The sequence below is a fragment of the Acidobacteriota bacterium genome (genome assembly GCA_028875725.1).
Lineage (GTDB): Bacteria > Acidobacteriota > Thermoanaerobaculia > Multivoradales > Multivoraceae > Multivorans.
In genome coordinates this window covers 613,689-627,309 of the sequence record JAPPCR010000023.1, presented here as the reverse complement: position 1 = coordinate 627,309, position 13,621 = coordinate 613,689, and the positions used below count along the sequence as shown (strand labels likewise).

Below are 13,621 nucleotides of genomic sequence, written 5' to 3'. Positions count from 1 at the left end.
CCAGCACGAGGGTAGACAATACGTCACATGTTCGCCACTGGGCTGCAGCTTCGTCGGCTTCGCCGCCGGCACCGGCTCTCGCAGGCCCGCTTGGCTGAGCTTGCCGGTATACCTCAGCGCATCCTATCGGCGTTCGAACTCGAGAAGGCCGGTCTCTCTAGCGGACATCAGGAGACCCTCCGGGAGATACTCTCTAGGCCCTGGAGGCACCAAGATATCATCGACCGAAAGAAAAGATACCGAAGACACTCGTACACCTACTCTGGCCGCCGCTCAGAGAGGGCCGAACTGGTGCGCCAGAGCGAGAACAACGCGGGCTACTTGATGGCTCTCGATACGCTATCCACGGACAAGAGGAAGGCCTTCACCGGCTTGAGCCTCTTCGCCGGTGGTGGCGGATTCAGTCTTGGAATGTCAAGCGCCGGCTGCGAGATCTTGGGTTTCATCGAGATCGATGACGGATTGGCGAGCACTTACTCGGCGAACTTTCCGCATGTGAAGCGGGTTGGATCCGACGTAAGGCGGTTAGGGCCGGAGGAGATTGGCAGCATCGGCCGTGAACTTGGTGTAGTTGATGTCCTCTTCGGCGGGCCGCCTTGCCAAGGATTCAGTCTATCTGGAAAGCGTGACGCTGCCGACAATCGGAACTACCTGTTCAAGGATCTCATGCGGTTTGTCGAAGTGCTGAGCCCGAAGGTCGTGATTCTAGAGAATGTCCGTCTCCTGACATCCATGAGATCGACGAACGGTCGTTTCGTGAAGGACGTGATAGTCGAAGAGCTTCGATCCCGAGGCTACGAGGCAAGGCTACACAGCGTCGACGCCTGCCGATACGGCGTGCCACAGCATAGAGAGAGAGTGTTCTTCGTGGCGGTGCGGTCCGACTTGGGTGTGTCGCCGACGTTTCCGGAGCCACAGTACGACATGACTCCGACTCTCTTCCTTAAGGCGGCCCGGACCTTTGGCGACGCTTGTTCAGACCTTGAGTACATCGAGTCGGGACAGATGACCGCCGACCCACTACATGCGGCGGTCCGCCACCCGGACCATGTGATCCGTTGGCTGTGGGATGTTCCCGAAGGGCAAAGTGCGCATAAGAACAACGATCCAACTCTGCGACCTCCCTCGGGCTACAACACCACCTACAAGCGGCAAGTGTGGAACGAGCCCGGAGCGACTGTACAAACGACCTTCAGTATGATCTCGGGCTGTAGAACGGTTCACCCGATTGCGACCCGCGCACTTACAGCCAGGGAGGCAGCTAGGCTTCAGTCGTTTCCGGACAGCTACAGATTCGAAGGGCGGCTTGGCACTGTTCGGAAAGCGATTGGCAACGCTGTGCCACCGCTTCTAGCGCTGACCATCGGGAAACACCTAAGGACGGAACTGCTCGATCTTGTAGAAGTACCCTGCCTGTAGGTTGAATTGCAACTGTTCTGGATGTTGCGCTTGGCCGCCGCGCTGCATCTGGACGATTCCGAATCTGGGGGCCATGTGAGATACACCCGGAGGGTCTTTGTAGGTGCCCTTCCGGACGGAGTATGGCCTTAGGTGAAACGGCGCGTAGCGTTGGGAATGGGCAACTAGTTCGTCTATCGTGTAGAGGGCCACTTCGGTGCGTTCCCAGGAATCTGCCCGTCTGGCCTTGTGGAGCAAGAACTCCGGTGAGTACGGATCGTCGAGATACGCTTTCTGAAGCAGGAGTCTGGTTATGCTGGCTTGATTGTCAGAGAGCGTCGACTCCCACTCCTGTCGGCCTGGAGTATGGGTTTCTTCCCAGAAGAAGCGTCGAGGGTCGACTTCGCGGTGCGCCATGAGAGCGGAGTTGTCACACGGCCGAAATCCGGCGTCGCCGCAGAACTGCCGTAGAGCGTACACGGCGTCGTCAGAAACAGGAATGCCGTTGCTCGCGAGAAGGTCGGCGAAGGCGCGAGCAGTGGTGAAGAAAAGTTGGGCATTTGTGGGCGTAATGTTGTTACATTGCTTGGTAGAGACGCCAACGGTGTGCTCCGTGCCTGAGCCAAACCGGAGAGTCAGTAGAATGTCGCTCTTGCAGCGTCGGACTTCAACTCCGTTTATGTGAAGCCACTTCTGGCCTTCTTCGGAAGTAGCCAGAGCGCCGGTGGACAAAGCCGAAGCACTTTGAATCGTGCGACCTCCTAGGGTCTCCGCAATGTACTGAAGGAGCAGGCGCTCCGGCTCCCCAACGAGCAGATGCTCGTTGAGGAGGCCGGAGAAACGAAGAGGGTAGGCGCGGCTGTTGATTCTGTGGGCGACGGCGTCCTCAAAAGCATGCCCTGACTTTCGGCCCGATGTCCCGGCCTGGATCTGAAGTGCATGTTCTCTATTGCTTGGGGTCAGGGCCATCGTCGATTCCGTCGAGGAGAGTGGAAGCACTCACGTTTAGGCCGCGAGCGATCCGGAGGAGATTGAGTATCGAGATATTGCGTTTACCTCGCTCGATCATGCTGATGTACGTCCGGTCGAAACCGCACCGGCCTGCAAAGGCCTCTTGGGAGAGTCCCAGACACGCTCGCCGGTCGCGGATTCGTGAGCCGAGAACGGTCAGTGTGGGTCGACTAGGTAGAGGTGGGCGCATGTGGAAGGGGAGTTGTGCGGATTGTCACTAGGGGTGACGAAAACGTCCACGGACAATGAGTCACAGTGGCCCTGCCCGAGACCAGACGTCGCATGAGGTGTCGCCACAGTAGAGGAGCCCCCCTGGCGCTAGGTGAGGACGGCACCGGTGAGGGGGCGAGAGCGCTGTTGGGGCCAGCCGTGAAGACGTCCCGGTCGTGGCGACCGAGAGCGGCGCACCCTGCGGTTGGTCGTGGCTGGGAGGTCGTTCGATGCGAACGCTCCCCATCGGCGATGGAGCGACGCGCTGCCCCAGGAGGGGGAGACGACGATGCTACTGAGGCACGACCTGGAGCAAGGGACCTCAAAGGCGGAGTTGCGGCGCTTCGGCGCCAGCCGCCGGACGGTCCACAGATGGGTCGAGTCCGGCCAGTTTGAACGTAGCCTTGGCTTCGGGCGAGACTCTCGTTGCGGCGCCGGCTCGGTCACAAGCTGGACCTGTACAAGGAGTTGATCGAAGTCCGTCTCGATCAGTTCGCCAAGCTGTACCCGGAGGTGAACCTTCCTGAAGTGACCGAGGCCCTATGAGGCTCGTTCCGACGCTGAAGGTGGGGGCGCCCCGGGTTCAAGGAAGTACCGGAACATCGGTGCCATGCCCAACTGCTCACTAGCCGGATTCCCTGTGAGACTGATCTCTCGGTTCTCGAAGAACCACGCATCGGCCGGAGATATGGGCGTGCAAGCGTCGACCACCCTGCGTCGCCGACCGTCGAACACAGCCAGGTACCCACGGAGTGCGACTTCAGGGTCCGTCGATCGTTCCCGATCGAGATAGCCCGCCAACTGTCCCGCGCCCTCGTGGGCGCGCGAATCGCTGTAGGTTGTGACTCTCCTGCCGTCGGTACTCCCAGTCAGGGACTTGCCCAGCCACTTGACCTCTATCAGCGCTCGTTGTCTCACGCCGAACCAGTTGACAACCAAATCCACAGGGTGACTTTCGTCTGTATTGTGCTCCGGCCGAACGGACACGTTCCTGTTCATACTGGTCGCTAGGAAGCGCTCAAGAGACCGACGCATGGTCGACTCGGGTTTGTTCTTGAAGACGAGACGAGGCCCATCACGACCACCTACCCACACATCCGCGAGCAGGGGACACGAGACATTCGCCGCTTCCCGCCGGTACTTTTCGAGTGCTTCCTCAAGATCAGAGATGGTCGGGACAGCGAAGTTGCTGCGAGCGCCCGTCACGAACGGAGGCATATCCGTTGAGCGACCAGCGATAACGAAACGGTCGACACCGCGCTCATTTGTGAAGACGAGCGAGTGTTCCGACAGCCGTTCGAGCTGCAATGACTCTGGCGTCGCGGCTAAGTCGTAGAGGCCGTCCCTTCGGATCTCGATCACTAGCACCGGGACATCTTCAATCCGTCGCCTGTATCCTGGGACATCACGGATGGCTAGCGAGGCCGCGAGTTGTTCCAGATTGTCGTCCAGTTCGTAAGCGCTAGGCCCCGACACCCGGTATAGGAAGACGAAAGTCGTAGACAGGCCGTCCGGCGGAACCGTCTGAAAGAACTCGCGGACGCCGTTCAAGAGTCGACTGAGGTAGTCGTCACCCTGGTCGCCGAAGGCCTGACGCGCGTGGCGTCCGAAGAGCATCCCGGCCACCTCGCGGATGCTGGCAGGGTTCAGCTCCACATCCCGCCCTTCGTAACGACACGTGCGGACAGCCACACCACTATCGTCTGAAGAACATCCTCGGCATCAGGCCCCAGCACCTCCCCTATTAGCGCGAACTCGCCGTAGATCTGCTCTACGTCAGCGTCCTTGAGAAGTGCGGAAGCTCGCTGGTGGCGCAGACCCGTGGCGACCCCAGGGGAGTGGTTGACAGCGTCGCGCACGGCGCCGCGTGGGAGATGCAATGCACAGGCGAAGGCGTCGTCGAGCCATGCCCTTCGACGGGCGCTTTGCACTAGGCCCTCCAACAGGTGAATCTCGCTCTCGAAGAAATCCGCTCCGGGCCGCAGTCCGTCGTGGTCGACGCGAACGATGGAGCGCCGCACGAGGTTCTCCCTTGCGTCCTCGAGGTCATGCGCGAAGGGAAACCCATCAGCCGTCACCGAGAATCGATAGCCCCAGTCGGATACCGGCACGCCTCTGCGGACCGCGACCAGATTCGCGAGGTACGCGTACAAGTGCATTTCGGCAATCGAAATCGGGACGAAGGATGACGGCGCGAGGCCGACAAGGAAGACCACGTCCGTCAGGGCCGCCGAGTGGAGAGAGATCTGACCGGACTTCATCGCAAGGCCAGGTCGATTTCACTGTACGCCTCTTCAAAGAGGCTCTCTTCGGCTCGCTGCACTTCGCTCAGGTCGGTCCAATCGGTCATGCGTTCGATCTGCATACCTGCTTGCTTCTGACGTTCGGCCAGTCTCAACAGCAGAGCTGAACTCCTGAGGTTTGCTGTCATGAGGATTGCGTTTTCCCGTGCCGCGAAGTCGGAGAACATCTGGCCCGCCCGGGCTTCGTACGTAATGTCCAGAGAGCCTTCCGGCGTGTCGATCAGCAAGGTGGCGCTGGTCGAGCTGGCGAACTCAGTGAGGGCCATTCGCAGCGCAATGTCGAGAAAAAACCGTTGGCTCTCTGATACGTCATCGGCCCTGGAGCGCGTCTGATTCTCCAAACTCAACAGAAGCTCGAAACCTGTTTCGTTTGCTCCCTTGCGGTGTTCCAGTTCTATATCTACGGCGAGGCCTATGAACTCCTCCGCGTAAGAGCGGAAGAGAGCCGTGAAACGCTCAGAGTGATCATCGAACCGTCCCTGGAGCTCGCGTTCGATGGTGCGTAAAGTACGTCTGGCCTTGTCTCGAGCCGCATACTCCTTCTTGCTTCTTTCGTCGAAGCGACGAGCTTCGGCCTGTAGGCGTTCGATTGCTGCGTTGATCTTGCCCGGTTCCCCCTGGAAGTCAGACCCCGCTTGCGCGTCGGGATTCTCGGCTAGGAACTCGTCCCGAGCGGCCCGGGCGGCGGCCTCTGTCTGGACCGACGTTGTGTGGTGGTCCTTGAGCCTCTGACGACGATCGAGCGCCTGTCGCAGGTCAGCTCGAGCCTCTTCGATCTGTTGGTCGAGGCCCTTCAGTCTCTCTATCGTCGTGTCGTCGTTCACCCCGTCCGCGATCGGACTCCCGCAAAGAGGACAAGCGTCAGCTTCGATCGAGGTTCTGATGGCGTCTCCGACGCCTGTGGTTGCACAAACCGCGCAACGATCGCTACTGAGAGTGGAGCGAACGAGCGGGTGATGGCGTGCAATCAACGAGACGTCGGCTCGGACCGCGAATTCCTGATCGTACGCGAGTTGTAACTCGGTGAGCCCGGCGCTGCGATCTGAAACGAGCGCTTCACATTTTCGCAGCTCAGCGTCCTTTCGGTGGACCCTCAGAACGGCCTGATCGAGTCGTTCGTTCAGCCGTTGATAGCGTCTCAGCGTTGCCTCGTCGGTCTCCCGGTCGTCGTCGTACGCGAGAGCCTTACGGAGCTGTTTGGCCTCGTCAAGGGATCGCCTCGCCGCGAAGCGGCTGTTGCGGGCGCGCGAAGCGAACCGTTCGACGTCTCGCTTGAGAGCGTTCGCCTGGGCGGCCTGGGTGCCGTCGGAACCGAAGGCCAAGTAGAGGGCGTTCGTCAACGCGACCGGATCCCACAGGAGAAGGTGCCGATCCTCATCGAAGGTGCAGACGTAATGCATCAGGAACAGGAACTGGTCGAAACTCGGTAGTCGGGTTTCGCCTACCACAAGTTCTTGGTATGTGCGCTCTGCGTCTTCACCCTCGAAGTGAGACGCGCAGTTGTCGGCGCTCGCCCTTACCTCGAGAGCCGTTACGGCGCCCGGGCCAAGGAGCCGGCGGGTGACTAGGGCAGTCTTGCTGGGCCAGCGAAGTTGAACTGTAATCGCAGCGTGTTCTGCTGCCGCTTCGCTCAATCGTCCCCCGTAGTAGTCGTCCCGGCGATCAAGCCGCGTTGCCTCTTCGGCGTACTCCCGGGGGGATGAAAAGCTGCGTGCACGGTAGGGGATACCACCAGTCAGGCCATAGAGAAGGGTGTTCAGGAACGTCGACTTGCCGAGGCCGTTCGCTCCTATAAGGCAGAACACGGCCCTGCCTATGTCTGACCGGATGTCGGGCTTGCGGCGATAGAGATCGAATGCCGAAAGCTGCACCCGGCTAATCAGGGGGAGGCGGTACTTGGAATCCTCCAGCACGTCAGTCATCCTGTTCCCTTGGTCTCACAGTTCCTCAGCCGGACCACGGTCTCGGCCAAGTCGAATCGGCCACCGTGCTGGGCGCTGGCACGCAGCGACCGAATCTTGGAGGCCGTTTCTACTTCGTACCCGCACTTCTTCGCGATCTCGGTCAGTATTCCGGCTGTGTCGATCCTCACGCCACCGTATTGACTGTCGCCGATCGCAGCGACGACGTAGGCCCGCTCTGGCAGAATACGACTTAGCGAAACCAACACGTCCTGAAGGTCGGTGAAGTAGCCGACAACCATATCCGGGATGTTGCGGTTCCACAGGGCCTCACGGCGTTCGTCTAGCGCGGTCTTCGTTGCCAAGAGCTTCGGTGTCGCAGGCGCCGTCTTATCAGATGGCCACCGAATCTGCACATGCGAGCGGAGTGTTCGCGCCCGAAGCCTCTTGTTGTCGGCTCCAGAGCGGAGATAGTCCAGCATCCAGAGTTCAAGGTTGTAGACGTCCGTGTAGTCGAAGGAGTTGAGATACGGTGGGGAGAAGACGGCTAGGTCCGCGGCGGCTAGGAGCTCTAGGCGCTTCCTCGCGTCGTCATTGAACACGCAGTGCTCCGAGGGGGGTGTACGGGCAAAGCCCTTCAAGTCCTCAACAGCCCGTGTGACTGCCGCGTCGAAACGCTCAAAGACGTCCGCACGCGTGACACTGCGAGCTTGCCAGTTCCGACGATAGCGCCGCCCTTTTCCGTTGACGATAGCGTTGCTGCAGTCGACTAGTATGCTCCCCAAGAGAACGCGTGCCAGCCGCGACTCGTTGACCTCGAGCTGAGCGATGTGGCGGTTCAGCGCGCGTAGTGCGCCGTATGTCTCGCGAGCGTAGATGTACCGGTTGTTGACACCAGGTTCGACCAAGGTGGCCGGCGCGGCGTCGATGATGTTGTAGTCGTTCTCGAGGACGTTCGTCTGTTCGACAATGCGCCGGCACGTCTCGGCGAAGGATGTGGCCGATACCGGTGTTACCTTTGCCCGAATCAGGTCTGCTAGAAACGGATTCACCTCAATCGACGTGCTGTCGAGGCCTTCCATTCGAGCCGTCAATGCTGTCGTGCCACTGCCGCCGAATGGGTCCAGGATGTGCCGGACCGGGTAGTCGCACGTCGCGATTGTCTGCGCGACTAGTGCGGGGGAGTAGGCCTCCTTGAATCGGAACCAGCGCTGGAACGGAAGATCGCCCGCTCCCACGTTTGAGGAGATGGGCGCCTCGCAGTCCCGGGCCTGGAGCCACGTTCGGGCCGTCGGATCTTGAGGGGGCCTAGGGGCGGGTTCGGTCATGGGCGCCAGGGCCGTCCCCGGAGGAAGCTAGACTCGGTCAGGCCCAGGTGTAGTCCTGAAACGCCTTCGGCGATGCGCCGCGGTGACGACTTTCGGGAGGAATGGGATGAGTGAGTGACCACCCTAGCTGGGCGGGCGGTGTTCTCCAGCGGGTGCTGGTGCAGAGACGTCTGGCACTCGGGGTCGCTCACTTCCTTCATTGTGGCCGAGCCTAGACGAAATTGGGCTCACGATGGCGTGCGAGTCCAGTCTAGGCTGGTCCACGGACAGCCTCCCAACAGCCAGAGCGCGATCGGGACCGTGGTGCGGGCGACGCGGGAGGCGGCGGTCGTGTGCACCTCACGGAGCGGAGCACAAGTCGGCGGGCTAGCCGTAGCGAACGTGCGTTTGGCGTACCGCCGGCCCACGACCGCCCCAGGAACCCCCGGAAGCGCCGCCGCCAGAGTGCCCGCAATCCTCGAACTCCCGGACCTCGGTATCCCGAAGCGCCGACTTCCATCGCTCCAGTTCCTTCCTTCGGAATGCGATGTCCTTCATGCCCCAGGGCTGCGGAATCGTGCTTCGTTGTTCCCCGGTCAGCGCCCTTGGAACGTCGCCTTGCGACGCTCGACGAACGAAGCGATTCCCTCCGCGAAGTCCGCCGAGTCCGCCGTCCTTGCGCGCATGGCAGGGATCTCCCGGTACGCGGCCTGCTCGCCCTCTTCGAGATAGACCTGCGCCGGCCGCTTGATCTCCCGAACGGCGAGCGGGGCGCACTCGCAGATCTCCTCCCCAAGCGCCAGGGCCCGGTCGATCTGGTCGCCGGCGGGCACGACTTCCTGCACGAAGCCGAGAGCGAGTGCGCGCTGGGCGTCGAACTCGTCGGCGCGCAGCAGGTGGTACATCGCGTTTCCCCATCCGGCCCGCTGCACGTAGCGGACGTGGGCGCCTCCGAACACCGCGAGGCCGCGCCGGGGTTCCAGTTGCGCGAAGCGCGCGTCCTCGGCCGCCACCACGATGTCCGCGGCCAGCGCCATTTCGATCCCGATCGTGTAGCAGATTCCCTGGACGGCCATCACAAGCGGCTTGCGGCATCGCCGGCGGAGCGCGAAGGGGTCGGGGCGGTCGCCCGGCGATTCGTCGGCGTCCCTGCCGCGGGCCATCGAACCGGCGAACTTCGGCAGGTCGAGGCCGGCCGTCGTGTGCTTCCCCTGGAAGGTGAGGACGCCGACCCATGCGTCTTCCGCCTCCTCGAGTTCGGCCAGTGCGGCGGAGAGTTGCCCGAACATCTCGGGGGTGAAGCTGTTGAGCTTCTTCTCGCGGTCCACGTGGATTCGCAGCACATGCCCGGTGAGGGTGGTTGTGATGGGCGTTGCTTCAGTCCTGCCTGGGTGGGCGGGGTTTTTCATGCGGGTCAGAGAATCGCGAGCCTATACTCCGGACTTGGCATGAGCACCTTGGTCGATAGCCCCGTTTCCGCTTCGTATCGGGACGGGAAGGTCCGCGTGATCCTGGCCAGCGGCCTCGAGCTGGCGTTTCCCGTGGCCGGGAATCCGCGTCTCGAGGGCGGGACGGAAGCGAAGCTCGAACGGATCGAGCTCTCTCCTTTCGGCCTCCACTGGCCGGAGCTCGACGAGGATCTCTCGATGCGGGGCATCCTCGCAGGCGACTTCGGGCAGCGCCCTCATCGAGCCGCTTGACAGAGCTGCGAGACGCTGGGGATCTGCTTCCAGAGTGCTGAGCCAGAGGCGCGGAGCGGCAGCGCCGAGATCGGTGAAGCGGACGGCTTCCACTACGACCGCCCCACGAACCACCGAAGCACCTCCACCACCCTCCCCCGCCTCCTCAGCCACAAAGTGCCCTCAATCCTCGAACTCGCGCACGTCGACATTCCGAAGCGTCGCCCTCCATCGCTCCAGCTCTTCCCTCCGGAAGGCGATGTCCTTCAGTCCCCAGCGGATGAGCGCCGGCTTTGTCCGCGGAGTCGGCGCGGTCCTGCCAGATCGAGCGCAGCCGGTCGCTCGCGCCCACGATGTAGCCCGGCAGCGCGGCGCTTGCGGCCCGTGCCGCGGGTGACGGCCGTGTCAGCGCCGGATGCGCGTGGCCACACACAGCATGGGTGCCTATGTGCTTCGACACGCTCTCCCGACGACTGCGGCGGATTGCGGCGGAGGCGTCCCTCGGATCAGCGACCAAGTCTTGCTTGTGGCGGCGGAAGAAGACGAGGACACGTTTGAGCACGACCACAACCTGGGACGCTTGCCAGAACTCGCGCGAGGCGTGAACGGTCTGTTTCAACAGACGAGACTTCGTGCTCGGGATCTCGGAAGAGGGAAAGCACGACTCGCCGCGTCTAGAGGCGATGCCGGCCCTCGGCTGCCGGCACAGATGCCGTCGCGCGTTGTGCAGATACTCGGATGGTACTCTCAAGCGCGCGCGCTGTGAGACTAGAACGCGCTTTGGGGAAAGGGCGCCCACAGGGGAATGGCGACTAGAGCGTCGGGACATGAACCTTGATCCGACTGTCGAGTCGATTCCTCGGTTACTCCGTACGTGCTCGGTGAGTCCATGAATCTGCTGTAGGGTGACGTGCGGAAACGGCAGTAGTCCATACTGAAGAGATCTAGCCACATCGTGGCCTCGACCTCGGAGTACGGCTTGACCAAGGAGCTCAATCGCCACTGGTTTAGGTCGTCCTCATCAGGGAACTTCCTCATCCGTTCCAACGACGCCAGAACCGCCGTCTTGACGTCCTCGTTTGCACCGTCGATCCGGGCTACCCCTGAGATTACCTCACGAGGTACAAGGCCAACTACGTTCGCGGCGTTCAGCTGCGTCCTGGTGCCCACGAGCTCCCGAAGACTCCCCATCGAACGAAAGGGCCGAAACGACGGCTTGATCACTACCCCAGAAAGTCTGGTGTCCTCGTTGATCTCTGCGCCATATAGTTCCGAGAATCGCAGATTGGATCCGCTAAGGCGGGCGAAGGTCAGATCGACGCCGAGCGGCTCAGCCGAAGTCAACTCGGTGCCGATAACCTGTGTACCTGAGAGCGAGGTGCCGTGGAGCAGGGTTTCAAACATGGATGCCCCGACGATCCAAGCCCCTCCTAGGTGCGCGCCACTCAGGTCAGCAAAGGACAGTCGTGTGCCCACAAGCACCGCGCGACGCATGTCGGCTCCGCGGAAGGTCGCCTCATCTCCCTTGGACCAGGAAAGGTTTGCCTCAAACAGATCGGCGTTCAAGAACTCTGCCCTCGCTAGATACGCGCCGTATAGCCGTGCGAAAGTCAGGTTCGCGCGGTGGAGTTTGGCGTCGTTCAGGGCGGCGCCGTGAAGGCGGGCCTCGTAGAGGTCTGCGTCTTGCAGCTTGGCATGGCTCAAGTCCGCTAGTTGCAAGTGTGCCTTCCTGAGGTCGGCATCGCGCAGATCAACGCCGCGTAGGTCGGCGCGGCTCAAATCAGCCCTCACGAGTGTGGCGTGGCAGAGGACCGAGCCTGTTAGCTTGGCGTGCCGAAAGGAGCGAGAAGTCAAATCCAAACCAACTGTGGACTCCTCGCACGGAGTCGGTGCTGCCGGAAGTGACGGCGAGAGATGAAGTCTCCGGTCTCGCACCGTGAGCTGATACAGAGAGCTTAGACGGTCCGTGAGGTCCTGCGTTAGGGTGAATGCTGGTAGCGGGTTCGGCATCGGGTAGCGGCCTGCGTGGGCCAGCAGAAGAAAGGCGGCCATTGTGACAGTCGTGCCCCAGACATAGACTGGCTTGGTCCGACATCTAGCTGGAGAAACTCGACGGAGCTTGCGCCAGAAAGCCAGAAGCAAGGCGGAATCGGTCACGAGTAGAACAGAGTGAAAGCCGGTGATCCGTGGACTTTGGAAGTCGAGAAACTGAGCTTGAAGAACACCCAAGGTGACAAGTGGGAGTAGCGCCACTGTGACGAAGGCCCACAGAGTCAAGAAGGAGCGAGGGACTCCGGAGGAGCGTTCGGTCGCAAGTTGTGCTAAAGGAGCGGAGGGCAGTGTTCCGAGTCTCTCGTCCCCGAGTTCGGGCGTGCTTGCAAGGGCAGCTCTACAGTCGATGACCCTCTGGGCGAGAAACGTCCCCTGAAGTAGGAGGTTGAGGTGTAACAGCAAGAGTGCGATCGGGGCCGCCACAAAGAAGATGGAGGTTGGCAGCGCCACGTTGATGAGTGGAGCAACAAGGTCGCTGTTGGTGAACAAGACACGATCAGTAGCGGTGAATGTAAGGACAAGGACGGCGATTGTCACGGGCAGAGAGGCTAGGTAGACAGTGCGGAAGGTGCGTGCGCTCTCATTCGTCGCCTCTAGCAACGCTTCAGTGTTCGTGGTGGCTCGGATCCCGTCATTGCAAGGTGGAGATTGCGGCTGCGGTGTTGTCCGGGCGGAGGACCCGTTACGGTGACGGCGGCCGAGAAGTGCCGTCAGTGAACGAATGAGAGGCTGGGGTCTAGTCAGGAATCTCATGGCTTATGGCACGCACGGAGCCGATCGCAGTGAAGTGGTGGCGTTTCGTTGAAGGGAGGTTCGACGATACCGGGGTCGGTACGTTCAGGTGGAGAGCGTCAATGGACCCTCAGTACAGTCTGGGGTATGACGGACACTTTAGTCGGCCAGCTCACCGGGGTCTCGGGTCGGTGGGTTGCTTCTCCGTGGATGGAGGCGGATTCAGTGCAGCGGAGGCAGCCCAGCGTGCCAACGATCTCCCGTGCGCTGGCTGCAGAGAGGAACTTCGACGAGGCGGACTACCCGATCGCGGGCAAAGGTCCGCCAGGACGCGTCGACACTTGTCCGCGCCGATGAGCGGTTGTTGTTCATCGAAAGTGAGGAGCTTACCAAGAGGCCGGGCCCGACCGCGTGATGACGACGTCAGCCTTACCGGCGGCTATCTCTCGCGGGAGCGGGGAGAGCTGCGTTCTCGCTCCTCTCGATGAGCACCGAAGCCTAGACGAACCCAGGCCCCAGGACGGCGTTCGCGTTCTTTTCGCTCGCTTCGTCGTCCTACGACCTCCCCGTTGCCCGCGCCCGATCCAACACCGGCTGATAGGTCCGCAACGTAGCCGCATCCACCAACTGCCCGCCCTTGCCGCCGGCCCCGGCCCCCTTCGCCACCGACTCGTTGTACAGGTCGACCATCTTCTGCGCCTGCTTGATCTCCCTGGGCGACGGGGCGAAGACGTCGTTGGCGAGCGGAATCTGGTTGGGGTGGATGCACCAGTTGCCGACGGCGCCGAGGTTGGCGGCGTAGGTGGCCTGCTTGAGGTAGGCCTTGTCGTTGCGGAAGTCGCCGAAGGGGCCGTCGATGGCGTCGATGCCGGCGGCGCGGCAGGCGGCGATCATGCGGACCCAAGCGGACCGTATGTCGCCGACGCTACGAGCCCCATGAACGCCGAGGCACCTCCACCACCCTCTTCGGCGCCTCCTCCGCGACAAAGTGCCCGCAATCTTCCAACTCCTGAACCTCGACATCCCGA

Annotated in this window: 11 protein-coding genes; 2 read left to right on the top strand and 9 right to left on the bottom strand. The window is 61.7% G+C overall.

The annotated features are described in order from the left end of the window. Window positions 1-90 precede the first annotated feature (90 nt). Window positions 91-1,419, top strand: a complete 1,329-nt coding sequence (locus OXI49_18320) for a DNA cytosine methyltransferase (GenBank protein ID MDE2692453.1) — start codon at window positions 91-93, stop codon at window positions 1,417-1,419. Here OXI49_18320 and OXI49_18315 read toward each other — a convergent pair. The 7 genes from OXI49_18315 to OXI49_18285 form a co-directional block, all read right to left on the bottom strand. Then, window positions 1,375-2,367: a hypothetical protein gene (locus OXI49_18315; protein ID MDE2692452.1), complete on the bottom strand. Its 993-nt coding sequence runs from the start codon at window positions 2,365-2,367 to the stop codon at window positions 1,375-1,377. The two genes, OXI49_18320 and OXI49_18315, sit on opposite strands and share 45 nt — an antisense overlap. Next, entirely contained in the window at window positions 2,345-2,599 is a 255-nt protein-coding gene (locus OXI49_18310; protein MDE2692451.1) for a helix-turn-helix transcriptional regulator, read from the bottom strand. Before OXI49_18310 ends, OXI49_18315 begins: the two co-directional genes overlap by 23 nt. 560 nt (window positions 2,600-3,159) lie before the next feature. After that, window positions 3,160-4,275, bottom strand: coding sequence for a hypothetical protein (locus OXI49_18305; protein MDE2692450.1), 1,116 nt, complete (start codon window positions 4,273-4,275; stop codon window positions 3,160-3,162). Continuing rightward, window positions 4,266-4,880, bottom strand: a complete 615-nt coding sequence (locus OXI49_18300; GenBank protein MDE2692449.1) for a hypothetical protein — start codon at window positions 4,878-4,880, stop codon at window positions 4,266-4,268. The genes OXI49_18305 and OXI49_18300 overlap by 10 nt, the downstream gene beginning before the upstream one ends. Beyond that, entirely contained in the window at window positions 4,877-6,844 is a 1,968-nt protein-coding gene (locus OXI49_18295) for a hypothetical protein (protein ID MDE2692448.1), read from the bottom strand. The genes OXI49_18300 and OXI49_18295 overlap by 4 nt, the downstream gene beginning before the upstream one ends. Continuing rightward, window positions 6,841-8,151, bottom strand: a complete 1,311-nt coding sequence (locus OXI49_18290) for a hypothetical protein (protein MDE2692447.1) — start codon at window positions 8,149-8,151, stop codon at window positions 6,841-6,843. The genes OXI49_18295 and OXI49_18290 overlap by 4 nt, the downstream gene beginning before the upstream one ends. Window positions 8,152-8,726: 575 nt before the next feature. Beyond that, entirely contained in the window at window positions 8,727-9,539 is an 813-nt protein-coding gene (locus tag OXI49_18285; protein MDE2692446.1) for a crotonase/enoyl-CoA hydratase family protein, read from the bottom strand. Window positions 9,540-9,578: 39 nt separating this feature from the next. On the opposite strand from OXI49_18285, the gene OXI49_18280 reads away from it, so the two are divergent. Further along, window positions 9,579-9,830: a DUF2442 domain-containing protein gene (locus OXI49_18280; GenBank protein MDE2692445.1), complete on the top strand. Its 252-nt coding sequence runs from the start codon at window positions 9,579-9,581 to the stop codon at window positions 9,828-9,830. Window positions 9,831-10,577: 747 nt separating this feature from the next. Here OXI49_18280 and OXI49_18275 read toward each other — a convergent pair. Beyond that, a complete protein-coding gene (locus OXI49_18275; protein MDE2692444.1) occupies window positions 10,578-12,398 on the bottom strand; it encodes a pentapeptide repeat-containing protein in 1,821 nt (606 codons plus the stop codon). Window positions 12,399-13,148: 750 nt separating this feature from the next. Then, the gene (locus OXI49_18270; GenBank protein MDE2692443.1) at window positions 13,149-13,616 is read right to left on the bottom strand and encodes an aldolase/citrate lyase family protein; all 468 of its coding nucleotides are present in this window, start codon (window positions 13,614-13,616) and stop codon (window positions 13,149-13,151) included. Window positions 13,617-13,621 lie beyond the last annotated feature (5 nt).

Coding starts and splice junctions, on each gene's coding strand:
- OXI49_18315 (MDE2692452.1), bottom strand. CDS start 2,367: ATGGCCCTGACCCCAAGCAATAGAGAACATGCACTTCAGATCCAGGCC.
- OXI49_18310 (MDE2692451.1), bottom strand. CDS start 2,599: ATGCGCCCACCTCTACCTAGTCGACCCACACTGACCGTTCTCGGCTCA.
- OXI49_18300 (MDE2692449.1), bottom strand. CDS start 4,880: ATGAAGTCCGGTCAGATCTCTCTCCACTCGGCGGCCCTGACGGACGTG.
- OXI49_18295 (MDE2692448.1), bottom strand. CDS start 6,844: ATGACTGACGTGCTGGAGGATTCCAAGTACCGCCTCCCCCTGATTAGC.
- OXI49_18290 (MDE2692447.1), bottom strand. CDS start 8,151: ATGACCGAACCCGCCCCTAGGCCCCCTCAAGATCCGACGGCCCGAACG.
- OXI49_18285 (MDE2692446.1), bottom strand. CDS start 9,539: ATGAAAAACCCCGCCCACCCAGGCAGGACTGAAGCAACGCCCATCACA.
- OXI49_18280 (MDE2692445.1), top strand. CDS start 9,579: ATGAGCACCTTGGTCGATAGCCCCGTTTCCGCTTCGTATCGGGACGGG.
- OXI49_18270 (MDE2692443.1), bottom strand. CDS start 13,616: ATGTCGAGGTTCAGGAGTTGGAAGATTGCGGGCACTTTGTCGCGGAGG.